We start from the raw sequence: 23,223 nt of genomic DNA, 5'->3' as shown, positions 1-23,223 counted from the left end.
TTTAGATTACTGATTCCGCAACGCGAAGAAGCTATATAAAGTTACAAGAAAAACAGTATTTCAGAAACAGTACACATTAAAGAATAAACCATCTTTTTTGCTCTTTTTGCCAATTTGTGTATTTTTGCCGCGCATTTTAAACACAGGTAACATGTTTTTATACAACCGGGTAAACAAGGAAGAACTAAAAAAAAGGCTGGCTGAAGAAACCTTTCAGCGAAAAACGATTTCGTTTTATCGATATCACATTCTTGAAAATCCACAGGAATTTAGAGATGAATTGTTTCGTGATTGGTTTCCGTTGAATTGCTTTGGCCGAATTTATGTGGCCCGCGAAGGAATTAACGCACAAATGAGCGTGCCGGAACACCATTGGGACGCTTTTGTGGAAACCTTGAAAAAACATGAAATCCTGCAAGACATTCCGATTAAATATGCCATTGAAGACGATGGAAAATCGTTTTACAAGCTAACCATTAAAGTACGCCCAAAACTGGTTGCCGATGGTTTGGACGACGATGCCTACGATGTTACCAATGTGGGTAAACACTTGTCGGGTGTTGAGTTCCACAAATATATCGGGCAGGAAGATACGGTTGTTGTTGACATGCGCAACTACTACGAAAGCGAGATCGGTCATTTTGAAGGTGCCATTTGCCCTGAAGCGGATACTTTTCGTGAAGAACTGGAAATTGTAACCGACTTGCTGGAAGACAAAAAAGATAAAAAAGTGCTGTTGTACTGTACCGGTGGAATTCGCTGCGAAAAAGCCAGTGCTTACCTAAAACACCAGGGATTTAGCGATGTGAACCAGCTACACGGCGGGATTTTGGAATATGCCCGACAGATTAAAACGGCCAAACTCGATTCAAAATTTATTGGTAAAAACTTTGTTTTTGACGAACGTTTGGGAGAAAGTGTAAATGGCGAAATCATTTCAAAATGCCATCAGTGCGGCAAAGCCTGCGATTCGCATACCAATTGCGATAATGATGGCTGTCATATATTGTTTATCCAATGCCCACAATGTGCAGAGAAATACCACGGTTGCTGCACACCCGAATGTGCCGACGAAAAAATGCAGGGCACCGGCCGGCCGTCCGATTTACGCATTGGTTTTGGCAACAGCCGCAAGTTCAGAAAAAGCCTTTCGTTAATGCAACTCGAGCAACAGAAATAGTTTCGTTGTGCACTTCTATATGTTTTGATAATTTTGCGGCATGAACAATTTTTGGCAAGAGTTTGATGGCCCTGCTTTTTCGCTGGCCCCCATGGAGGATGTTACCGATACGGTTTTCCGCGAAATTGTAATGGGAATGACAGCACCGGGGAAATTACACATGGTTTTCACCGAGTTCACTTCTGTTGAAGGTATGAATCATCCGGTGGGCAGAGAACGTGTTTCGGAACGGTTGATCGTAAATGAGTCGGAACGGGCTCTGCTCAAAAAACTCAACATTAAAATTGTGGCACAAATCTGGGGACGAAATCCGGAGATTTACCACAACATTGCCAAATACATTACTGAAAATTACGATTTCGACGGCATCGACATTAACATGGGATGCCCGGTAAAAAAGGTATTTAAAATTGGTGCCTGCAGCGCTCTGATCGGCGAACCGGAACGTGCCAAAGAAATAATTCTGGCAACAAAAGAAGGCACCCACCTACCCGTGAGTGTAAAAACCCGCACCGGAATAAAAGAGCACATTACCGAAAACTGGATTGCCAACCTGCTGGAGGTTGATCCGGCAGCTATTATTTTACATGGCCGTACGCAACGTATGCAATCGGATGGCGATGCCAGCTGGGAAGAAATTGCCAAAGCGGTTCAACTGAAAAATAGCTTAAAACCACATATTCCGGTTCATGGAAACGGCGATGTGATGTCGTACCAACAGGGACTTGAACGCGTTAACCAAACCGGCGTAAACGGAGTAATGATCGGTCGTGGAATTTTCCACAATCCCTGGTTTTTCAATCCTGAAAAAGAAGAAATTTCGATGGAAGACCGCATTGCCAAACTGTTGGAACACACCCGGCTTTTTGAACAAACCTGGAGCCCCGACAAAAATTTCAATATTCTGAAACGCTTCTATAAAATCTACCTCAATTCATTTCCGGGTGCGGCAAAAATGCGTGCCGATGTGATGGAAATGAAAGGTTATGACGAGGTATATGCTTATTTCAAATAATTACTCAATCTGAAATACCGGATCATTTCAGCCAAAAATATCCTCCTTAGTAAGGGTGTTCCTTTGATAAGTTGTCATAACTTAGTAAACCAAAATCAGTAGTTATGACTAATCCATCCAACCGTCGGCAGTTTATCAGAAACAGTTCTTTTACAGGCTGTGCAATTTTGCTTTCAGGAAAACTTTCAGCCTTTACTTTTCCTCAGGATGAACTTCCCGATCCGAAGAAACTAAATTATTGTGGCTATACCTGCCCTGCCGATTGTCAGTTTCTGGAGGCATCAGAAAAAAATGATGTGGAACTAAAGAAAAAAGCTTACGAACAATGGAAAATAGAAGAACATTACGGAATTGCATTTGAGGCCGATAAGATATTTTGTTTCGGGTGTAAAAATTCCGGTAAACCTGCCGGAGTTGTTCTTACTAATTGTACGGTTCGTGCGTGTGCCAAAGATAAACAGTTCGACTCGTGCATTCAGTGCAAGCAGCTAAAAGGCTGTGATAAAGACCTTTGGGAAAGATTTCCTGATTTTCACAAATCAGTTGTCACAATGCAGAAAAAGTATTTTGAAGGTAAAGCCTAAAATTTCGTCTTAAAACTGTAATTATTTGGCACTTACTCCTACTTTTATTTCTAAAAAACCGAAATAACTGTTATGAAGAATTTGTTCCTGCTTTTCATCTGCCTTATTGTTTTTTCATGTAGTTCAAACAAAACCGAAATTTACCAGTGGCGCGGCGAAAACCGCAAAGGGATTTTTAACGAGCAAAACCTTTTAAAAGAATGGCCCCAAGAAGGACCTGCCGAACTTTGGTATATTGAAGGTATTGGAGATGGATATGGCACGCCCACAATAACCGATAATGAGATTTTTATAACCGGAGCACTCGACAGCACTGCCATTTTGTTCTGTATCGATTTAAACGGGCAGAAAAAATGGGAAGTATCACTCGGAAAAGAATGGGTTACCAGCTACCCGGGATCGCGCTCGCAACCAACTGTTGTCGACGATTTAATTTATGTGGGTTCGGGAATGGGAAATTTGTTTTGCCTGAAACGCACGAATGGAGAGTTGGTCTGGGAAAAACGATTTGTAGAAGATTTTGAAGGTATCTATCCGCGTTTTGGGCACTCGGAAGCGCCTGTAATTGATGGCGACAAAGTGTTCTGGACACCCGGTGGAAAAGAATATAATGTGGTTGGTTTAAATCGTTTTACAGGAGAAATACTTTGGAGCAATGCCGGACATAGCGAACGATCGGGCTACAATCCGGGAACGCTTATCGAACTTCCAACACGTCATATTTTTGTTACATTCTCTGCTTATAATATGATGGGATTTGACACTGAGACAGGTGAACTGTTATGGACACATGCGCAGGATAATGTTCCGCTCGACAAACGTCAGCCGGGCATGGGCGATACACACAGCAATTGTGTAATATACGACTCAGGTTACCTATACTACGCCGCCGGAGACGGAAATTGCGGGGTAAAACTTCAACTCTCCGAAGACGGAACAGCCATTAAAGAAGTGTGGCGCAATACAGGCTTCGACAGTTATATGGGCGGCATTGTAAAAATTGACGATCATTTATACGGTAGCGCCACCTCGAAAAAGTTTTTCAGAAGCATTGATGCAACAAGTGGCGAACTTAGCGACTCGCTAAAGTTGGGTTGGGGCGCAGTTATTTCGGCCGATGATCTGCTCTACTATTATGGTCAAACCGGAACATTGTCATTAGTTGGTTTCGATGAAACCGGTAAAATGAATCCGATCAGCGATTTTAAAATTACCCGGGGAACAAAGGAACATTTCTCGCACCCGGTAATTAAAAACGGTGTTTTATACCAGCGCCATGGTCAGGTGCTGATGGCTTTCGATATAAAAGATAAGGCTTAAAGTTCTACATACTTCAGAAACTCTTCGCGAACGTTTTTGTCTTTAAACTTACCCGAATATTCGACAGTAACCGTACTGCTGCTTTCGTCCTGAATTCCGCGCGACGATACACACATGTGTTTGGCATCGATCACAACAGCCACATCATCGGTTTTAAGTATTGTTTTTAGCTCGTTTGCAATTTGCACCGTTAAACGCTCCTGCACCTGCGGACGGCGTGCAAAATAATCGACTATACGGTTAATTTTACTTAATCCGATCACTTCGCCCGATGAAATGTAAGCCACGTGAGCTTTTCCTACAATCGGTAGAAAATGATGCTCGCAAGTGGAATTCATATTGATGTTCTTTTCCACCAACATTTCGCCGTATTTGAATTTATTTTCGAATACAGAGATTTTTGGTTTATTGGCTGGATTTAGTCCGTTGAATATCTCCTTCACAAACATTTTGGCAACACGATGTGGCGTTCCACTCAAACTATCATCATTCAAATCGAGCCCCATTGTTTCCATTATATCACGAAACTTCTCTTCAATAATTTCCATTTTCCTTTCGTCGCTCAGCTCAAAAGCATCATCGCGCATTGGAGTATCAATTGAAGTCGCAATGTGATTATCGCCTATGGTCTCATGATTATCATGTCCGTTTGTTTTACCATTCCTTCCAGCTCCGGTATTGGTAAATATTATTTCTTCTCTGTAACTCATAATTTCTGTTTCTAGTTTCTACGAGTTAATAAACAGACTAAAAACTATTTTGTTTAATCTATAAAAACAAAATATTAAACAAAAAACTTCATTTTTATAAGACACCTATGAACTTCCCAAAACCACCTAATGAAACTCTCTGGTTTTTAATCACATAAAAAGACGTACAAAAAAATCAAGTTTAAACGGCTCAATCCCCTATCGCCATTCGTTTATACCGCGAAAAAAGAATTCGATTTTTTTTGCCATTTTTTTTCATTTTTCTTTGCCAGTGTAAAAACAATTTCTACTTTTGCACACGCTTTAACAAAGCAACGACGTTCTTTTTAAAAACAGATTAAGTTTTAAATACCAACGCTGAGAGGCGAGGGAGATTTAGCAACTTTAATCATCTTTTTTGGAGAGATGGGTGAGTGGCTGAAACCACCGGTTTGCTAAACCGGCGTACGGGTAATACTGTACCGGGGGTTCGAATCCCCCTCTCTCCGCATAAATAAATTCGGGATGTAGCGCAGTCCGGTTAGCGCACCTGCTTTGGGAGCAGGGGGTCCCAGGTTCGAATCCTGGTATCCCGACGAAGTGGAAAATCAGAATCCACCAAAAGCCTGTAAATCAGATGATTTGCAGGCTTTTTTGTTTTTACGATGTCAAAATACACCATCTAAAACCATTGTTTATGTGAACAATACGGTGAACCAAAATATTTTTTAGATTTGGTTCACCAGAAACACATAATCACCTATTATTCAAAAGATTACAATCGAAGTTTTTGGTACCGTTTAGTTCAGTTTGGAACCAGTTTTAACATTTTCTGGTGAACCAAAAGTGAACCAGAACTAAACAACATTAAAAATTATGAAGAAGATTAACACTTTTGGAATTCAATTTGTGATCCGCAAGCATCGGATTAAAGACGACAAAGCTCCTATTTATGCCCGTGTAACAGTAAATCGAGAACGGGCTGAAATCTCAATTAAGAAAAGAATTCATGTCGATAACTGGAATAATGGCCGAGGAATGGCAAAAGGCAAGTCCCCGGAAATTAGTAAGCTTAACTCTTATTTAGAACAGATCAGGTCTCAGCTTACTGAGTGCTATCAGGAACTTGTCATCAACAAAGAAGTAGTAAGTCCTGAAGCAATTAAAAACAAATTTTTGGGAGTTGAAGATTCAGGAGAAACCTTAAAAGGACTCGTTGATTATCACAACACCGGAATGGATTCGAACCTTAGGTGGGGAACATTAAAAAATTACAAAACTACCGAAAAGTATATCGAGAAATTTTTGAAGCAGAAATTCAAACGCAATGATATCTTTCTGGTAGAATTAAATTACAAGTTCATTACTGATTTCGAACATTTCCTGCGAAAATACCAGCCTGAGGATCATCATTTACCAATGGGAAACAATACAGTAATGAAACACATTGAAAGATTGCGCAAAATGACCAATCTCGCCGTAAGACTTGGATGGCTTGACAAAGATCCATTTGTAGCCTATCGCCTGTCATTTAAACGTGTTGAACGGGAATTTTTAACTCAATTGGAACTGGATACAATAAAAAAGAAACAATTCAAGATTGAACGTCTTCAGTATGTTAAAGATCTATTTGTATTTGCGTGTTATACAGGACTATCCTACATCGATGTTATGAATCTTAAACCCAATAACATAAGGATAGGCATTAACAGAATGACCTGGATAATTACCCAGAGAGAAAAAACGACCACACCGGTGCGAATACCGTTATTATCCCAGGCCCAGGTCTTAATCGACAAGTACAAAGACCATCCACGCTCTGTCAATAAAGGAACAATATTTCCAAATATTTCAAATCAAAAGCTAAACAGCTACCTTAAAGAAATTGCAGATGTTTGTGAAATCGATAAAAATCTAACATTTCATGTGGCCAGACATACCTTCGCTACCACAGTAACCCTTACGAATGGCGTACCTATCGAATCCGTCAGCAAAATGCTGGGACATACCGATTTAAAAACAACCCAAATTTATGCAAAGGTGGTTGAGAAGAAAATAAGCGATGATATGGCCATTCTTGAAAAAAAGCTATCTGGAAAGAAGTCTCAAAAAAAGAAATCCAAATAGTTTAATAAATTTAAAACAACACAGAGTTTCCCTTTGTGTAACTTTTACTAACTTTGCCAAGTACAACAATGAAAGTTCATTTAATAAAAGTACGGTCAATCGAAAACTATGTCCGTGATAATGTCCAAAGTAGAAAGGCATTTGAAACCTGGCTATCGATTGTAAAAAGAGCTGACTGGAAAAGTCCCCGGGATATTATCAGAACGTTTAATTCTGCTGATATTTTGGGGAAAGGATCAAACAGAGTTGTTTTTAAGATTGGTGGTAACAAATACCGGATTATTTGCCAGTATTATTTTGGGAAGCAGAAGGTACATCTGTTTGTAAAATGGATTGGAACGCATGCTTTCTACACAAAGCTCTGTAATAATGAAGAACAGTATTTTGTAGATATCTATTAATCAAAGAGACATGGAAGCTTTAAAATATACAGTAATAAAAACTGAAGAACAGTACAACAACTATTGTAATATCCTTGAGAATCTTCTTTCAAAGGCCTCTCCTACCCTTGATGATGAAATTGAGTTGTTAACGCTTCTCATTGAGAAGTGGGATTCGGAACACAGGACCTTTAATGATCTTGACCCTGTACAACTTATTAAGTCATTAATGGAAGAGAACAGCCTTAGAGCAGTTGGATTGGCAAAACTCCTGGGGTTGTCGAAAGGAACAGTTTCAAAGATTCTGAATTACCAGAAAGGCTTGTCAAAAGAAACAATACGCAAACTATCTGAATATTTTCAGATTTCACAGGAAGCCTTTAATCGTCCATACAAACTGAAAAACGAGATTAACAGGCAATTTCGTGATGCCAGCTTAATGAATACTAAAAAGGATTTGGGGGCTTCATTAGCCATACGATCAGAAATTCATTGAAAAAGAAGCCGATTTACCTTTCTCCCTTTTGGATCTACTAGTAACTGGTTTAGGATTCGAATCCTGATGATCCAGAATATAATCAACAGCTTTTTGAGCTAATCCGGAAGCCAGAACAATAAACTTCTTATCGCTTTTTAGCTTCTTTAACCATCCTTGAATATAAGCTGCACTATTATCGATGGTAGCATTTTCAATGCCACATATACCGCAAAGGTATGCAGCTCCCATTTCGGCTACAAGTTCCTCTTGCGAGTAATCTTTACTTGCAAAATTAAGGTTAGAAAACCTTTCGTGACGATTTAACCGTTTACGATGACCTGTAGAGTGACACAATTCATGAAAAATCGTAGAGTAGAATTCTTCATCCTGAAAGAAAGTTCTTGCTCCAGGCATGTGGACCTCATCTAATGAAGGAATATAACAGGCTCTTTTCTGATCAAGCTTTATTACTGGAGAATCAGACCAAAACTGGATAAGCTGCTCACAGGAAGCAATTGGATCGAAATCATGATCGTGAGCAGTGTTCTCAGGAATTTTATCAGGATCAATACCTTCTATATCATCAATATGAAATACCCGATAATAACGAAGCATTGGAATTTCCTTGGTTTCATCATCTTTTTCGTATTCCACCATTTTCCAGAATACAATCATAAATGATGAAGATCCCTTTTTGATCTTTCCACCAAGGTCCTGAACTTGTTTGAAAGTAAGGAAATAAGGCCTTTCGAAACCAAAGCTAAGCAAGTACCAGAAATTGAATCCCCGGTAAGGCTTTTTAGATACCAGGTTACGAGGAATAGCACTTGCGGTTTTCCAAGGCATATGCCAAGGAATTACACCTGCTTCCAGGCGTTCAACAATCAAATTAGTAACTGTTTCATAAATATCAAATTTACTCATTGAATCCACCGCTGCCCTGCGGGTTTATTTCGGCTACTGGCACGCCATTAAATTTTGGCGCATGCCATTGAGCCGGATGGATTCTTGTCAAGGGGCTATGTCAGTTTTTATGGAGTATTCTAAATAAAAACTGAACAGCTCCGAAGGACGGCTGGCAAAAAATGGGCAATACCAGCCGCCCTTGACTTTTCCGGGCGGCGAAGTAACTTTGACAGGATTTATGGCAATATCCTACTCATTATTCCTGGCGACAGTAATTCATTTTAAAAAATTAGCTTACTTTAATGCCTGTATTACCAATTAAGATGTGATGTTATCTTCAAGTGAAAATTTGCATATCATAGAAAGTTTAAGACTGATAATTGTTTCCCACAATAATTTACTCGATCAGCAAAGTGTTGAAAGAGTAATTACCGATTTAAAAAGCAATCCATTTTTTCGAAAGGAATATTCCATCTTAATTGATATTCGAAACGCAAACACACAGTTGAACTTCGCAGAAATTGAAGATCTAAGTCACTTTGTATTCGACAATATTGATCATACGGGATTGAAGAAATTTGCCATTCTGGCCTCCGAATCACTGCTCAACAAGGCCGTACAGTACGTTAGAAGTTATAAACATTCTTCAAAATACCAGGTATTTTCTGCACTAGAACCAGCATTGCACTGGCTGAAAGTTCCTCAGAACAGAAAAACTCAGATTGAATTAAAACTAGCTTATCTAAGTCGGTGAACATTTAAGGTTTAAAATCTTTTCTGCCTCCCCTTTTTTCTATTCTTTATCTTTGGTTTTGTAGACTTATTTGATTGCTTACTCTGCTCCACCAACCGATTCAGATCCCTTGCAATAACCCCAACCTTGGTTAAATCAATATCCTGAGACTTATCGATTTTTTGTTTTCTTTCAACCGTTTCATGTTCTGCCAACTTGTTTTCTTTGGAATAAAACTTCGGTTTATTTTTAAAATTCGATAAGCGAATAGGATAGCGCGCCGGTTTACCATCATCGCCCAGAACCACAGCGATGTGGCCTCTCCCCGATTTCTGAACTTCAACTTTAAAAGTCAGCAAGGCCTGATCGTACAAATCTTTAGTGGAGAGTTCATCCAATCCATTCAAATGTGTGAAAAGATTCTCCAGGTTCTGTTTGATATTTCTGCTGCGGGCTGAGAAACGAAAGTTAATCTCCTGTGGCTTATCTTTCAACGGCAGATTATATTTCTCTTCCAACTGATGTAAAAAACGTTGCATCTTCAGCCGCTCAAAATTATCCTTGATCTTTTGATGTGTTACACAATCAATCCGCGTTGATACCACATGAAAGTGAACACGTTCCAGATCTTCGTGGCGGTACACAAAATAAGGCTGATGACCATAGCCCATGTGTTCCATCATATTTTCAATTTCCAGTTTGATGGTAGCATCGTCCAGAATTTTATAATCTTCGGTTGATGGATTAAACGAAACATGAAAACACTTATTCCATGCCCGGGGATTTTCATCTTCAATATCCAGCAAGATCTTCAGGCGGTGATGTTCGTCGTAGTTAAACGGATTGACCGACCTGGTATTTTTAAAATGAAAAAACATGGCAACTCCTTCGTTTACCTTCTTTTCGTTATACATCATTACATTTTCGGTATATGCACTCTTATGCATCACAATTACCATAGTCTAATACTTGATTAGGAATTTATCGGATCAGGTCCATGTATTTTTGAAGGGAGGAAAAACACTTTTTCAGTTCTTGTTGCACCCTGTCAAGTGTATGGCGGTCGGCAGATGTGAGCTCATCGTTCTTTTTCGTATTAATCTGTTTTGCCACCTGGTTTAAATTCACACCTATTTTATTCAGGTTAAAATCCAGGCTTTTAATCAGGGTGGTAAATTCAGGGGAGACCTCAATCTTTTTAATCTCACGATGACGCATAGCCTTTGCCCGAAAAAAATTGCTCAGGTTTTTATAGCCCTCTTTTTTACAACGGCCGCGGAGTAATTTCTTTTCCATGGGAGTGAAGCGAACACGAACTGCTTCTGTTTTTTTATCTCTCGGGTTTCGGTAGCGTGACATGGCTTATAAATTTTAATTGTAAAGACCTTAATTCGAAGAATTAATCCAGCTTTTAATCGCCAGATTAAAAGTCCCTGCCGGACAGGCACAAGCGATTTTGTGAAACAAAATCACATCTTGCCAACCCCTCCCCCACCAGCTATAGCAAGGACTTCGGGCTTGAAAGAAGAAAGAGAAACAGGCTTGACTGTTTCCCTTTCAAAATTCAAATCAACCGGATTGAGGCTAACCAACTTTTTGTTTAGCCCTTTTGTTTTTGTCTGTTTTTCGTTTTGTTTTTCAGTGAGCGTTTTATTTGGTTAAATATATTTCCTCGATAACATTAAATTTATACGTAGTTGAATGCTTTCGAACAGAAGCCATTCGGAACAAGCTAAATTCACCTAAAAAACAGGCTGTTTTAATTTTATTTGGTAAAATAAAATAATCCCCAAAAGAAGAGAAAAAAAGAAAAAAAAGAGAAGAAAGCCCGGGGACTGCCAGCCGTGGATAAACGGCAAGGCTGTCCCGTAACTGTTAAAATTCCGGATTTAGCTTTTCAACAGATAAAACGGGACATTTATTTAGCCTTGCGGTTTAACGGGCTTGGGCTTTAGCGGAGGCTGGCGATCTTTGGGCGTCTTCTTTTGTTTTCAACCTTTTAAGAATTAACAACCCTTAAATCGCTTAGGTGGGCGGGCAAAAGGAAAGTGCAGGACAGTAGTGAAACGAAAGGATGGCGCTTTTGAGTGTGATGCCTGTAGGCGCTTTTTTCTGTAAGGGCAAAACCAGCGAACGTTTCCCGGGAGTGGGCGAACGGGTTTAGGGAGCGTTGAAGCCCGTCAGGGGAATGGGCCGGGGCACTGGAGAATACCAACAAAAAATATCAAAGATAAATTATACACGAAATGCTTTGGCCATCAACTCCTGCTCGTTATTCGGGATCCCAATATTCTTTGCCATTTTACGCCAATTCTTTACCTGAGTAATGATTTCTTCTATGATCTGATCCATTTTTGCATTATCTAAACGAAAGAATTCACCAACACTTTTTGCAAGATTGTAATCCAAATCATTGTTATCCATATCAATATTTAAAGCCAAACCGTCTTTATCAATCGATGGATTTATATCATACGCCGGTGATAATATCCACCCTTTATCAGTTAAAATAAAGCCGTGGTTCCGTAAATGGTCATCAGTGTTGGAAATGGCTATATTAAAAACAATCCTTCTCCACAATTGCTCCAAATTGTCATTAACCTGCGCGCCATGGGTTTGAACAAATTCAGCCAATTCCAGATAACTGGCCGGATTATCCCTGATCGTATCTTCATTATTTCCAGTCATGGTCATTGCAGATGCAAAATGAATACGTTGTTCTTTTTCCCGATCAAAACGTTTGGTAAAAAAGGTGTTATACTTACCTGCAACTTTATTGATCCTACACTCTGACATGTTGATCCCAGCTTTTAATGCCAGTTTCCAGGCCAGGTATTCCCAGGCTGCTTTATCCACCATATCATTTTTGGCTGGAAACTTTGCAATCCAGAGATTATTGTCTTTGTGCAATATGTTGGCCTTGGGTCTGGCCCCACCCAGTGAAGATCCCGGAGCAATCAGGATAGCCAACCATTTTTTAACACTATCGTTGTCTGTTTCGTTTTCAATATTACTTGCAGCTTCCTGCAATTCTGCAACGGATGACCATGGAGGCGTAGGAGACTCTCTATTCTCATCGAGAAATGGTCCATCCGGATCTAACTTAAAGCGCAAAGCTCCCATACGGCTTTCATCCAGTACTCCCAGCAAATAATCTACTTCATACAACGTTTTTGCCCTTTCCCCTTTTTCCGCAGCTTTCTGCGCTGCCCGTCGTTTCATTAGTGTTCTCCCCCATGTATCGGGCATACTGTCCAGAAACAAACCAAAATTTTCCTTGCTATTGGGAAATTGAGGGCCGCTGTAAAACTGTATATCCGGATCCAGCAAGTAGTGCTCTGATGAATTCAGCCAGGAAGTATCATATTCAAAGCTGAATGCTTTTCTTCCTTTTGCAGCATGCCCGGAGAGAATTCCAATCAACTGAGGATCCGAAAGCCCCTTCCAGTGAGCATACACATATATGTCTGTTTTACCTGTTGCCATATTTCTTATATCGATGGTTACCTCTTTATGTGTAACCGTGATTCTACAACAAATCCAAATCCTGTAACTTTCTGCCCAGGGTATCATCGGCAGCCAGTTTTAGGAAATCGTCCTGCAGGCCTAAAACTCTCAGGACGTTAAAATAAGCCCCCATAGATACTTTAGGATTCCCTTTCTCTATCTGATACAACGTTGTCCTGTCGATATCTGCACGCTCTGCTACCTGAACCGTTGTTAGTTTTCTCCTTTTTCGTGCCAGTTTAATATTTTCTCCCAAACGTTCCAAAATTTGCAGGTGTTTGGGGAAAATAATATTTTTCTTCGGCCTCATAATGTTGATTATTTTCTACAAACATACGTATTTTGCAGATAATAATCAACATTTTTATATTCTCTTGTCTACACTTGTCTTATTGAAAGCTACCAGATTAAACATGGCACGCATCCGGCTGCAAACACGATTTCAATAACGTTGTTCGAGCTCAAGAATAACATTAGAATAGTGTTCCATACGCAATAACAGTGAATAAATTAAACCGATAAAAATTCCAATAATCTTCCTGGAAATGATTGGATAAAAATGGGGTTTTTACCAACGGACTCGTTGGATGAGAAGAGTATCAATTATAAGAAGGTGTCTATTTGAGATTTCATTTAGAATTCTGGAAATATAAAGTTTGGCGTATGCCATTGATCCGGATGGATTCTTGTCAAGGGGCTATGTATGTTTTTGTAGAGTGTACTTGATAGAAACTGAACTACTCCAATCACTGTATGATTAATCATTCATATAGACTATATTAACATACATTTGAATGCTATCTCATACATTTATGCAATAAATACCATGCATATCAGATAAATATCCAATTACATGAGTGATTTATCCTTTATTATAATCCACAACGCGTTTATTGTATGATTTTCAAAAGCGGATGACTGGCAAAACTCATTTATCCAGATACACTCCGCTATAGGGATTAGTTCGACTATCAGATTACAGTTCGTTTCTCTACTGAAATCCGGATCTTACTTAATAAAACAGTGGAATTGATACTAAAATCGACCAATCCATTCCTACGGTCTTCGATTATTGGGGGACAGGCAGAAAAGAACGGGTTCAATTCTGCCGAAATGCACACCGATCACAGATCGGCACGAGTAGAGGGACACGGAACTAAGAAACGAGAATCCGCAGTTGGCACACCACCAAACCCCGCCCTGCAATATTTACCTTGTTATAGGCTGGGTTTTATTAATTCTTCCATTTTTGTATAAGTTGTCCATTTATTTTCACTGGTTACTACTAATCCATCATACTCTAATTCTTTCAAGAGAATTATTTGTAATCCAAGTTTGTGATTATATATCAAATCAGTTAGAAAATCTGTCGTATATTTTTTCTTGAAAAGACCTGAATGAGCAATGTCATTTCGGACTTTTACTAATGATTTAAAATCCAATTTCAGTTTTTCAGCGTCCAATAAATATTGGTTCGAAAATTTAGTTAAAAAGTCGGATGATTTTTCCCAATCTAAGGAATCTGAGACTCTCGTTTTAATAAAGTTCTTATCAATGTTTTTTGGCAGACTACATCCATCCACAGTTTCAATTAACAAATCTTTTAATGGTTTTAATTCTGAATTCGGCTTTTTCTTGTTTTTAGACCAACTTCCGGCTAATCCTTCCCATGCAATACAAATTCTTAAAATCCTGTCCTCCAGGAAACCTCTGCTAGATGAATTAATTCCAGTAACTGTTGCATAAAAAATCTTTCTTTTTTTGTCATTCCACTTTTCATAATTGTGCAAAGTTTTTACTATAAAATTGGCTAATCTGAAATCTGGAACGCAAGCTTCAACTCCAAAGTGGTCGTCAACTTTTCTTCTCCAATCTTCGATAATTAATTCATTGTCCCGATAATATTTCTGTCTATTGAATACTATGTCATTACCAAGCGCAAGTGAAAGTAAGGAAGTAATATCATTTGCTTTTGAAAGAAATTCTTCTTTTGAGCTTTTCTGCTTTATTAGTTTTAAGCTGAGTCCTTCCAATTGGATATTCCAATTTTTACTCTGGTTCTGAATTATTTTAACTTTTTCTTTGTCTCCAAAACATTGAATATCCCAACCATCCAAACTAGTCTCAAAATCTCCTTTGTAAAGTCCAACAAGAGGAAATTCAGCTGATGTTAAATTATTTGTCTGAGTTTTATAGATTGTCAGGTCTTTAAATGATGAAAGTGTAAGAATATTATCGGACAAATTTGTGAGCAGAAGATTTTTAGCATGAATGGTTAGATTTCCATCAATTAAACCATTTAATTCCCAAATGTTCGATATGTTTTTATTTTCAAAATAATTTTTTCTTCTAACTCGTATTTTTGTAGTTATTGTAGTATGTTGTGGATAATGCACAATTTCAAAATGAGATTTGAATTTTCTCTCTTTCGAAGAGAATGTTCCATTTCCCTTAAGGATAATTATTTGTGGATATAGATTTGATTTTTTCATCTCATTTTAACCTTGCCTATAACTACTATATAACATCACCAGGTAATGTTATTTTCCAGATATCGCTATAAAAAGAGTTGTTATACACCCCATATGGTATGTAAAACACACTTAATCTATAATTCTTGCTTTTTATGGTAATTTCAGGGTACGTATTCAACGGCTATGGTTTTTATTCGGAGTTTAAAGTTAGCATAATAAAGAATTAAAACAACACTGGTTTAGTAAGCGAACGTATCCTCGCATGTGGTTTATTTCGTCTTTAGCCCCTGTGCCTTGCTGCCGGCGGCTTTCAGCTAATTGCCCAAAATGCAAACACCCTTAACTATCTGATTTTAAAGCTCCCACAGGTGACAGAAGTTGGTTTCAAACGCGTTTTTTTACGCCCCCAGATAACAGAAAGTGGTTTCAAACGCGTTTTTTTTCGTCCTCAGGTAACAGAAGTTGGTTCCGAACGCGTTTTTTTGCGCCGCCAGGTGACGGAAGTGGGTTTCAAACGCATTTCCGCACGCCGCCAGACAAACGAAATGGGTACAAAACGTATTTTTCCTTGTGCTCAGCACACAGCTGGTGGTACAAAATACATTTTGCACGGGTGTTAGTCATCCGGGCAACTAAACCGTTGCGTTTTGATGTATCATTACACCGGCGACGACGCAATAAACGAATTTTAAAAAACTTAGCAGCGCACATTTTAAACAAAAGTTTGCTGTAAAACATATTATCAGCCCTTGACATGGATTAACATATCGTTTAATTTTATTCAATAATTAATACCAAAAGCATACAAAATCCACAAATTCAACTACATATTTTAAAAATCATCAAACATTTTAAAACACCTCACAAATTCATTATGAAAATTTTAAGAGTGGTTTTTAGTCGTTTCCGTAATTACGACCATTATCAGTTTATAACTGAATTTATAACACGTATTAACAAGGCCACACCGGCTACGTTAAACATCGAGAGCAAAATGCCCGAATTCAATGCCGCGTTCGCGGAAATGGATACGGTGTACAAAAAGAACAACAGTAGCGATTTTACTCCGCTAATTAATGGCGCCGATGTAAAACGCGATCGATACTGGAGTGCTATTTTTATGCGTTTGCGCGCTACAATTATGGGCCCCGACGAGGCCGAAGTTGAGGCTGCCGAAAAGCTAAAAGCGCTTTTCGATTTACATGGTAACGTACGCACAATGCCTTTGAAAGGCGAGTCGGCTGTACTTACCAATCTTATTCAGGCCATGGAGAGCCGCGATTATGGCGGCTATTGCATGACTGTAGGTATTAACAACTGGGTTACTGCACTAAAAACTGAAAACCTTACGGTGCAAGACCTAACGGAACAACGTCGTCAGGAATCAGTAGACCAGGATAACGAAGAATACAAATTGTTGCGCGAGGCTGTTGATACAGCTTACGAAAAAATTGTATCAAGAATTAATGCACTGGTTGAACTGGAAATGGCCACACCTGAAATTGAAAATTTTATTCAATTAACAAACAACCAGATAAACGATTACGAAAATGAGCTGGCTGCGCGCCAGGGACGTACCGACAGTGAGCCTGAAGAAGCGGAACCGATTCCTCCAACTTCGGGCGAAGAAGTATAACGTGTTTGATTTGTGGAGAACAAAAGCATCCATCCTTCCGGTTGGGTGCTTTTTTGTTGCCCCATTTCAGCGCTGCCAGAAAATGTTTACCGCAAATACGTCATTATGGCCTTCTTCTTTTGGTTAGCACTGATAATTTTGTGTTATAGTATTGTTTATACGCCAGTCTTTATATCCAGAACTACCGAGAGATTACCATCAAATCCTGCAAGGTCACAATTCTCAGCACATCCAGAAAAATCAGCAAAATCTGTTTTATTATTAGGATTTCAATTTCTCACTCTGATTTATCAATAGGCTGATTATTCGTCTGCTACTACATTCTCACCTTGTACATATCCAAAATTAGCCAGAATGCCGCCATCGACATATAAAATATGACCGTTAACAAAATCACTGGCTCTTGATGAAAGAAAAAGGGCAGCATTTCCTATATCTTCTGGTTCTCCCCATCGACCGGCGGGAGTACGGGCCAACACAAGATCGTTGAATGGATGACTCTCTTCCCTTATCGGAGCTGTTTGCGATGTAGCAATGTAACCAGGAGCAATACCATTAATCTGAATATTGTATTTAGCCCATTCACAAGTCATATTTTGGGTTAGAAGCTTGAGTCCACCTTTTGCCGAAGCATAAGCTGCTACGGATATGCGACCGTAATTACTCATAAGAGAACAAATATTGATGATCTTACCAGCACGTTTGTTTATCATCTCAGGTACAACTCGCTTTGAAACAATAAGTGGTCCTATCAGATCAATATCTATAACCTGTTTAAAATCCGACAAAGGCATCTCAAGAATAGGAGCACGTTTAATAATTCCAGCGTTGTTTACAAGAATATCAACCGGCCCAATCTCAGCTTCAATTCGGGAAATGGCTTCATTCACTTCCTGTTCATTTGATACATCAAAGGCCGTTGTATAAACATCAATTCCGGTTTTTGCGAATTCATTTTTCGATTTCTCCAGTCTTTCGTGTGAAGTTCCGTTAATACATAATTTTGCTCCGGCATCAGCCAACACTTTTCCAATAGCCATTCCTATTCCATGGGCACCACCAGTAACCAGTGCAACTTTGCCTGACAGATCGAAAACTTTAGTGATCTTCTCGTTCATAAAAATCGTGTCTATCAATACTTATTCTTCAACAAAGAAAACAGAACTTACTGCCCCCAATTTCAAATTACACCTTGTATAATTTAGGTGTGAGTCACTTTTAAAGGAGCTTTCAAGTCTGGTAATCTCTCCCGTATGTGGATTCCAATTTCTTAATTTATGCTTGCCCCGCACAACCACGTCTATGTCAATTTCTTTGTCACTTGAATTCGTAAAAAAGTAAATATGTTTGCCGTCCTTTATTTTATGGATGTAATTGAATTTGCCAAAATCAGTTTTTAAATCCGGGTTGGGCGAGAAACTTACATCGGCTGTCATTCTTTCACCAAGTACCTTCTGAATATTTTCCTTGCCAGGGATAGGAATATGCACAGCTAAGCCACCGTTCTGATTTCTACTTGAAATTATTTGAGTGGTATCGACTTGTAAAGGATTTACTTCAAAAATATCACCAACCAAATCGATTACGAGCTGATCATGTCCCATTTCCGAAGATTTAAATGGTAGCTGAGTTGTTGAAATAATGGTACCCCCACTTTCATAAAAAGCTTTCAGTTTTTCCAGTGTTTTGTATGAAATAGTTTTACATCCGGTTAAAAACATAACTTTATATTCCTGGTAATTTTCAGCATTGTTCAGGATAATTTTTCCATCTTCTACCAAATACTTTTCATTGAGCAAAAACTCGGGATGCACAAAAGTAAAATCGCGGCGTATGTCGTTTGAAAGAATCCCACTTATTAACTGGTAATCTGTTTCTTTCGACACATAAAATCCTTGTCGGATTCCATCGGGATTATCAAAAACAAAATGGCCTGCTAACTCCTCAAACGGATACATTACGCCGATTTCGGACACTCGTTTACCACCTTGCAATAGCATACACGAACGGCCAACAAAATTTGAATATGCAGGCAAAGCCGGAGCAATTTTATCACTATACGGCGACACTAAAGGCGAGATGTAAACTTGTTCGGGATTATACCACATGCCATGCGGAATGACCATATTCGCTCCTCTGGCAAATAAATCCATAACTGAGCGATACATCATCAGCGAATCAAATGTAGCTTCTTTGTAGGCTCCGTAAATTTCTGTTGAAACAACAGGCCTATCGTAATAATCGGCAGCCGAACTAATGAGCTTATGCCCGTTTTGCCCAAACTGATAACTGATTATAGCATCGGTAAGTGGAATTTGCGTATAGCGATAATACTTAAAAATATCGGCATTCATGTCAATAGGCGTTGGGTCGTAATTGCCTGGCGGGTGCCCCGTACTTTTCAAACCGTGTTTTTCATTCCATTGTGCTACTAACTTCGGAAATCCTTCTGCCAGCAACTCTGCCCTTGTTTTAAAAAATGCATTGCGAATGGCTTCCGTTTCAGGCCCAATATTTTCCCAAAGTGCCGGATAAAATGGCCGCGGATCAAAACCATTAATTTCTTTAAACTTTTTATTGAAACCGGCTGTCCAGTTTCGTGGATGACGCCAAAAACCAACATCGTCGAAAAAAGTTACTTTTATTGTGTTGCCAAAATAACTTTCGAAACGCTCGGCATATTTTTCGTAGGTTTCGTTAATCATGTGACGAACAGCTGTGGTATCCATAAAATCCATACAGAGGTATTTTTTATGAAAACTGTCTTTCACTAACGGAAACAGCTGGATTTTCCATTCGCCCTCAGGAACTACCCATACAAGAATATTATCTTTTACATGTTTACTTATTTCAACTCTCTGTTGGGTTTCAGTATTCATTGCCACCGCAGCCATTATTTTTATGCAGGAAATGGTATCGACAATAATCTCGTGGCCTTTAACTAAATACTCAATTTTATCCAGTCGTTTCATGGTATGTTCCGGATACAATTCCTCCATTTTTCCTCCGGCCATACCACTCGGGAAATCATTGTCATCATAAAGGATAATCTCCATACCCAATTCTTCAGCAACGTCCAATAGATCCTGGTAACGGTCAAAATATTCTTCCGACAAAAATTTGGGAGTGGTACCCGGTTTCGTTGGGCTTTTTTCAGCAAGCGGTAACAAACTCACTCCCGAAAAACCGGCTTCTTTGGCATCTTTCATTTGTTGCCTGATTCCTTTGGTGGTTAACTCCCCGTTAATATGCCAGAAAGGCATGGGTTTATATTGAACCGGAGGATTTTGGAAATCCTTTTCTAGCATTGTGGTACAACTGGCAAGAACAATAACAAGGACAAGAGTAACTATGATTTTCATTATTTTTGGTTTAGTATTTTTACACTTTTTAGTTGTATGCCACCAGAACCAGGGGACTTATCGGCCCATCAGGAATAACTTCAGGAGCATGTCGGCCATGGCTTTTGCCCATGCTTTCCCATTTTAAAACGTAGCACGTGTTATCATTCGCATTGAAGCTCCTGTCGTTTTGAATATTTACCGACATTTCAGGATGCCCGGTAATTCTGTCATATAGATTTTCAGGATATTGGGGTTTAAATTTTGTATTGGCATTCACCACCTCAAGCGTTTCAGGATTGATTACATATCGTCCCGATTTCCCGGTTTCAGTTTTCCAATCCACGCCCAGCAATCCATCTTCCGAAAAACCAATAAAATTGAAAACACCACCCATTGTCATTTGGTCGCCACCTTCAACAAATTTCCACCGAAAATCCCAGTTGCTAATTTGTCTCGACACCCATATCCCATTCGTAAAATTAGCCAGGAAAAACTGTGTCAATCCTTCTTCATCGTATTTTATATAGCCGACCAAAGGTTTTTCATCAGGTGTTAAAATAATCCGGTAACGTGCGTTGCTCATTCCTCCTTTTGATGGCGTCGGGTCAACTATCAGTTTTTCATCATCGGGCTGGTGAGGCAAAGAAACTGATTCGCCTGCCGCATTTTTCCAGTTTATTAAATCGGGCGTAGTGGCATAACAAATTTGGTGGCTCGTTTCAACATCCGGAGTCCATCGCCAAATCCATAAAAAATGAAAATTACCCTCCGAATCTTTCACAAACTGGTGATAAGCCGCACGGTCATCATCGGCTTCAACACCTTCAAATAATGGCTCTTTCAGGTATACTTCCCACTCCTTTTTTTCGGGTAGAAATCGTTTCACCAAAATGTTCCCGTTTCCGCACGAACCTGAGCGGTATGAATAAAGTAAATCGCCCTCATTGTTGAAAAAGAACTTTGGATAGGTTACCCGTTGCTCGTTCATTCCTGTCATTTCATTCAGTTCAAGCATCGTGCTTATATCGTAAGGTTTTTCGCTGCGGAAATAAACCAGCGGGTTTACATGCATATTTCCAGACACATGAATGTATCCTTTTCTGTCAACAGCCATTGCCACGTAATTATGCGAATCCCAGTGCAGTTTATTGGGCAAGGTTGTTTTTTGCCATTTATTGCTGCCAAGCTCTCTTGAAGCAACTGTCATCATTCGGTTTTTATCGTAATAGGCAACAAACTGTTTATCGCCAACGGTTTGCAATGCAAACGAAACTTTGTTGGCTACCCATACAGAGTCGATTATGATATCTTCTATAATTTTCAATTCCTCCTTAGATGCGTTTTCACTATTCTTTCCGGTACAATTCATTAAAATGAGTGCAAAAACAAAAAATAGCAGAACTTTTATGCTTTGAATAAATTTACTGTTCATGTTAACTGATTACTGGTTATTAATTATTTGAATGAAAATGAACCGAATTGCATCAGCTGTTTGTCTTTTCCGACAAAAACAAAACACAAGGTTTCAGTATCCGACATTGCGGGCAAATCGCAAACAAAATTCTTTTTTGTCGTGTCTGCCGGTGCTATTTCACAACTTGCCAGCAGCTTACCCTCTGGTGAATTCTGATAAATCTGAATAGTTACCTCCTCGTTAGGAATTGCTGAAAACTCAATTTTCTTTTTCCCTTGCAATCCCTTTATATTTTGAAAGGTCAAAAAATCGTTATTGCTGATATTGTCAATTACAAAACCATTCGTTTCTGTTTCCTTTTTATGAATTCCAAAAGCTTTAAAATAATCTTCGGCCTGAATGGTTTGATTAGCGTCGTACTCACCAACCCCAATTCCATCAATCCTAATTAGAGCCATTTCGCCATTTTCTTTGTAATGAACGTAACTGATAAAAGTATCGCGGAAATAGCGGTTGCCGGTTTGGCTAATATCGCAATAGGCGAAGTACCATTGGTTATGCCACTGAAAAAAAGAACCATGCCGACCTTGACGAAAACCGGTAGGCCAGGTTGGCGCATCATAACCAGGTGCAAAACTCCCCTTCTCGATTATTGAGCCCTTGTAATTATATGGGCCATAAACGTTATCTGCAATGGCATAAAAACATCCCCACGACAAGTAAAAATTCCCATTATAAAAATGAATAAAAGGTTTATCATCGGTTGGTTTCTCGTGGTTTTTGCCATCTAAATTGTATGGGCCACGTGGATTATTTATTTCTATTTTCCTAGGATTCTCCGCCAATGAAATCATATCTTCATTCAATTTGGCGATGTAGTAATCCCACACCCCAAAAACAATATAATACTCTCCTGCTTCATCCTGAACGATGCCCATATCATATTCATGGGTTGGTGTCATATCTGAAGTTAGTAAAGGTTTACCAAGCGGATCTTTCCATGGCCCGATCGGCGAATCCCCAACCATCACCCCCGTTTGTTTATTGCCTTCAGAGAAATACCAGTAGAATTTTCCATTTCGTTTTACAATATCGGTTGCCCAGCATTGGTCAAACGGTTTACCAATGTATGTTTCTTCGGGTTTAAGAGTATACTCCAGTTTCCAATTTACCAAATCGTCCGATGACCACAGCCACCAGTCTTCCATTGTAAATCTTTTGTTATCGGATGATTTATCATGGCTTGCTGACAAGTAGGCTTTTCCATCTATGATACGAATGTGCGGGTCGTTTGCTCCTTTGTTGGGAATGATAGGATTGGTAGCAAATAATAAAATTGGAGTTGTAAAAAACAGGAGTAGAATAAAAAGCTTGTTCATTGGACTAGATTGTAGGTAAACGAATGAGTCCTTAAACTCGGGACTCATTCTTAAATA

At 39.1% G+C, this 23,223-nt stretch carries 20 protein-coding genes and 2 tRNA genes; 11 read left to right on the top strand and 11 right to left on the bottom strand.

The annotated features are described in order from the left end of the window. Positions 1–151 precede the first annotated feature (151 nt). The 4 genes from trhO to LH29_RS22670 all read left to right on the top strand — a co-directional run bounded on the left by trhO (position 152) and on the right by LH29_RS22670 (position 4,099). Positions 152–1,180 (top strand): oxygen-dependent tRNA uridine(34) hydroxylase TrhO, encoded by a 1,029-nt coding sequence (gene trhO, locus LH29_RS22685; protein WP_082063912.1) that lies wholly within the window; start codon positions 152–154, stop codon positions 1,178–1,180. Positions 1,181–1,220: 40 nt separating this feature from the next. Next, on the top strand, positions 1,221–2,195 hold the full coding sequence (locus LH29_RS22680; protein ID WP_045033640.1) for a tRNA dihydrouridine synthase: 975 nt from the start codon (positions 1,221–1,223) through the stop codon (positions 2,193–2,195). A gap of 104 nt (positions 2,196–2,299) precedes the next feature. Further along, positions 2,300–2,779 carry a DUF3795 domain-containing protein gene (locus LH29_RS22675; RefSeq protein ID WP_045033638.1) on the top strand — a complete coding sequence of 160 codons (480 nt, stop codon included), beginning with the start codon at positions 2,300–2,302 and terminating at the stop codon, positions 2,777–2,779. Positions 2,780–2,851: 72 nt separating this feature from the next. Next, positions 2,852–4,099: an outer membrane protein assembly factor BamB family protein gene (locus LH29_RS22670; protein ID WP_045033636.1), complete on the top strand. Its 1,248-nt coding sequence runs from the start codon at positions 2,852–2,854 to the stop codon at positions 4,097–4,099. Here the strand turns inward: LH29_RS22670 and folE are convergent. Further along, positions 4,096–4,809: a GTP cyclohydrolase I FolE gene (folE, locus tag LH29_RS22665; RefSeq protein ID WP_082063911.1), complete on the bottom strand. Its 714-nt coding sequence runs from the start codon at positions 4,807–4,809 to the stop codon at positions 4,096–4,098. The two genes, LH29_RS22670 and folE, sit on opposite strands and share 4 nt — an antisense overlap. A 399-nt stretch (positions 4,810–5,208) precedes the next feature. Between folE and LH29_RS22660 the strand changes: the two genes are divergently transcribed. From LH29_RS22660 to LH29_RS22640, 5 genes are all read left to right on the top strand, one after another. Beyond that, positions 5,209–5,297, top strand: a tRNA-Ser gene (locus LH29_RS22660). 12 nt (positions 5,298–5,309) lie between these two features. Further along, a tRNA-Pro gene (locus LH29_RS22655) sits at positions 5,310–5,384 on the top strand. 280 nt (positions 5,385–5,664) lie between these two features. Next, a complete protein-coding gene (locus LH29_RS22650; RefSeq protein WP_045033634.1) occupies positions 5,665–6,915 on the top strand; it encodes a site-specific integrase in 1,251 nt (416 codons plus the stop codon). A gap of 68 nt (positions 6,916–6,983) precedes the next feature. Beyond that, a complete protein-coding gene (locus LH29_RS22645; protein WP_045033631.1) occupies positions 6,984–7,316 on the top strand; it encodes a type II toxin-antitoxin system HigB family toxin in 333 nt (110 codons plus the stop codon). 10 nt (positions 7,317–7,326) lie between these two features. Next, complete coding sequence (locus LH29_RS22640) at positions 7,327–7,791, top strand: helix-turn-helix domain-containing protein (RefSeq protein ID WP_045033630.1); 465 nt, start codon at positions 7,327–7,329, stop codon at positions 7,789–7,791. Here LH29_RS22640 and LH29_RS22635 read toward each other — a convergent pair. From LH29_RS22635 to LH29_RS22605, 6 genes are all read right to left on the bottom strand, one after another. Next, entirely contained in the window at positions 7,777–8,697 is a 921-nt protein-coding gene (locus tag LH29_RS22635) for an ArdC family protein (RefSeq protein WP_052671189.1), read from the bottom strand. The genes LH29_RS22640 and LH29_RS22635 overlap by 15 nt on opposite strands. A gap of 747 nt (positions 8,698–9,444) precedes the next feature. Then, positions 9,445–10,359 carry a relaxase/mobilization nuclease domain-containing protein gene (locus LH29_RS22625; protein WP_045033627.1) on the bottom strand — a complete coding sequence of 305 codons (915 nt, stop codon included), beginning with the start codon at positions 10,357–10,359 and terminating at the stop codon, positions 9,445–9,447. Between the two features lie 34 nt (positions 10,360–10,393). Further along, complete coding sequence (locus LH29_RS22620) at positions 10,394–10,771, bottom strand: plasmid mobilization protein (RefSeq protein ID WP_045033626.1); 378 nt, start codon at positions 10,769–10,771, stop codon at positions 10,394–10,396. An 876-nt stretch (positions 10,772–11,647) separates the two neighbouring features. Beyond that, positions 11,648–12,985 carry a type II toxin-antitoxin system HipA family toxin gene (locus LH29_RS22615; protein WP_198152560.1) on the bottom strand — a complete coding sequence of 446 codons (1,338 nt, stop codon included), beginning with the start codon at positions 12,983–12,985 and terminating at the stop codon, positions 11,648–11,650. Continuing rightward, positions 12,942–13,229 (bottom strand): helix-turn-helix domain-containing protein, encoded by a 288-nt coding sequence (locus LH29_RS22610; RefSeq protein WP_045033622.1) that lies wholly within the window; start codon positions 13,227–13,229, stop codon positions 12,942–12,944. Before LH29_RS22610 ends, LH29_RS22615 begins: the two co-directional genes overlap by 44 nt. A gap of 907 nt (positions 13,230–14,136) precedes the next feature. After that, complete coding sequence (locus LH29_RS22605) at positions 14,137–15,411, bottom strand: hypothetical protein (RefSeq protein ID WP_045033620.1); 1,275 nt, start codon at positions 15,409–15,411, stop codon at positions 14,137–14,139. A gap of 350 nt (positions 15,412–15,761) precedes the next feature. Here LH29_RS22605 and LH29_RS22600 point away from each other — a divergent pair, with 350 nt between their 5' ends. Both LH29_RS22600 and LH29_RS22595 read left to right on the top strand, forming a co-directional pair. Then, positions 15,762–16,013: a hypothetical protein gene (locus LH29_RS22600; protein ID WP_045033618.1), complete on the top strand. Its 252-nt coding sequence runs from the start codon at positions 15,762–15,764 to the stop codon at positions 16,011–16,013. Positions 16,014–16,267: 254 nt separating this feature from the next. Continuing rightward, entirely contained in the window at positions 16,268–17,029 is a 762-nt protein-coding gene (locus tag LH29_RS22595; RefSeq protein WP_045033617.1) for a DUF6261 family protein, read from the top strand. Between the two features lie 302 nt (positions 17,030–17,331). Here the strand turns inward: LH29_RS22595 and LH29_RS22590 are convergent, their stop codons facing one another. The 4 genes from LH29_RS22590 to LH29_RS22575 are packed head-to-tail and all read right to left on the bottom strand — an operon-like array spanning position 17,332 to position 23,166. Next, the gene (locus LH29_RS22590; protein ID WP_045033615.1) at positions 17,332–18,147 is read right to left on the bottom strand and encodes a gluconate 5-dehydrogenase; all 816 of its coding nucleotides are present in this window, start codon (positions 18,145–18,147) and stop codon (positions 17,332–17,334) included. 21 nt (positions 18,148–18,168) lie between these two features. Next, positions 18,169–20,391, bottom strand: coding sequence for a glycosyl hydrolase (locus LH29_RS22585; RefSeq protein WP_045033614.1), 2,223 nt, complete (start codon positions 20,389–20,391; stop codon positions 18,169–18,171). A gap of 28 nt (positions 20,392–20,419) precedes the next feature. Next, positions 20,420–21,805 (bottom strand): BNR repeat-containing protein, encoded by a 1,386-nt coding sequence (locus LH29_RS22580; protein WP_052671187.1) that lies wholly within the window; start codon positions 21,803–21,805, stop codon positions 20,420–20,422. A gap of 23 nt (positions 21,806–21,828) precedes the next feature. Beyond that, positions 21,829–23,166, bottom strand: a complete 1,338-nt coding sequence (locus tag LH29_RS22575) for a family 43 glycosylhydrolase (protein WP_045033613.1) — start codon at positions 23,164–23,166, stop codon at positions 21,829–21,831. Between the last annotated feature and the right edge of the window lie 57 nt (positions 23,167–23,223).

It is taken from the genome of Draconibacterium sediminis (assembly GCF_000949475.1).
GTDB classification, from domain to species: domain Bacteria; phylum Bacteroidota; class Bacteroidia; order Bacteroidales; family Prolixibacteraceae; genus Draconibacterium; species Draconibacterium sediminis.
Note: the sequence above shows the minus strand (reverse complement) of the source record. Positions and strands in the feature narration are given on the sequence as shown.

Excerpts from the sequence above, each read along its gene's own strand:
- LH29_RS22635 (WP_052671189.1), bottom strand. The coding sequence starts at position 8,697 with ATGAGTAAATTTGATATTTATGAAACAGTTACTAATTTGATTGTTGAA.
- LH29_RS22605 (WP_045033620.1), bottom strand. The coding sequence starts at position 15,411 with ATGAAAAAATCAAATCTATATCCACAAATAATTATCCTTAAGGGAAAT.
- LH29_RS22645 (WP_045033631.1), top strand. The coding sequence starts at position 6,984 with ATGAAAGTTCATTTAATAAAAGTACGGTCAATCGAAAACTATGTCCGT.
- LH29_RS22670 (WP_045033636.1), top strand. The coding sequence starts at position 2,852 with ATGAAGAATTTGTTCCTGCTTTTCATCTGCCTTATTGTTTTTTCATGT.
- LH29_RS22575 (WP_045033613.1), bottom strand. The coding sequence starts at position 23,166 with ATGAACAAGCTTTTTATTCTACTCCTGTTTTTTACAACTCCAATTTTA.
- LH29_RS22615 (WP_198152560.1), bottom strand. The coding sequence starts at position 12,985 with ATGATACCCTGGGCAGAAAGTTACAGGATTTGGATTTGTTGTAGAATC.
- folE (WP_082063911.1), bottom strand. The coding sequence starts at position 4,809 with ATGAGTTACAGAGAAGAAATAATATTTACCAATACCGGAGCTGGAAGG.
- LH29_RS22620 (WP_045033626.1), bottom strand. The coding sequence starts at position 10,771 with ATGTCACGCTACCGAAACCCGAGAGATAAAAAAACAGAAGCAGTTCGT.
- LH29_RS22610 (WP_045033622.1), bottom strand. The coding sequence starts at position 13,229 with ATGAGGCCGAAGAAAAATATTATTTTCCCCAAACACCTGCAAATTTTG.
- LH29_RS22580 (WP_052671187.1), bottom strand. The coding sequence starts at position 21,805 with ATGAACAGTAAATTTATTCAAAGCATAAAAGTTCTGCTATTTTTTGTT.
- LH29_RS22675 (WP_045033638.1), top strand. The coding sequence starts at position 2,300 with ATGACTAATCCATCCAACCGTCGGCAGTTTATCAGAAACAGTTCTTTT.
- LH29_RS22595 (WP_045033617.1), top strand. The coding sequence starts at position 16,268 with ATGAAAATTTTAAGAGTGGTTTTTAGTCGTTTCCGTAATTACGACCAT.
- LH29_RS22640 (WP_045033630.1), top strand. The coding sequence starts at position 7,327 with ATGGAAGCTTTAAAATATACAGTAATAAAAACTGAAGAACAGTACAAC.
- trhO (WP_082063912.1), top strand. The coding sequence starts at position 152 with ATGTTTTTATACAACCGGGTAAACAAGGAAGAACTAAAAAAAAGGCTG.
- LH29_RS22625 (WP_045033627.1), bottom strand. The coding sequence starts at position 10,359 with ATGCATAAGAGTGCATATACCGAAAATGTAATGATGTATAACGAAAAG.
- LH29_RS22590 (WP_045033615.1), bottom strand. The coding sequence starts at position 18,147 with ATGAACGAGAAGATCACTAAAGTTTTCGATCTGTCAGGCAAAGTTGCA.
- LH29_RS22650 (WP_045033634.1), top strand. The coding sequence starts at position 5,665 with ATGAAGAAGATTAACACTTTTGGAATTCAATTTGTGATCCGCAAGCAT.
- LH29_RS22680 (WP_045033640.1), top strand. The coding sequence starts at position 1,221 with ATGAACAATTTTTGGCAAGAGTTTGATGGCCCTGCTTTTTCGCTGGCC.
- LH29_RS22585 (WP_045033614.1), bottom strand. The coding sequence starts at position 20,391 with ATGAAAATCATAGTTACTCTTGTCCTTGTTATTGTTCTTGCCAGTTGT.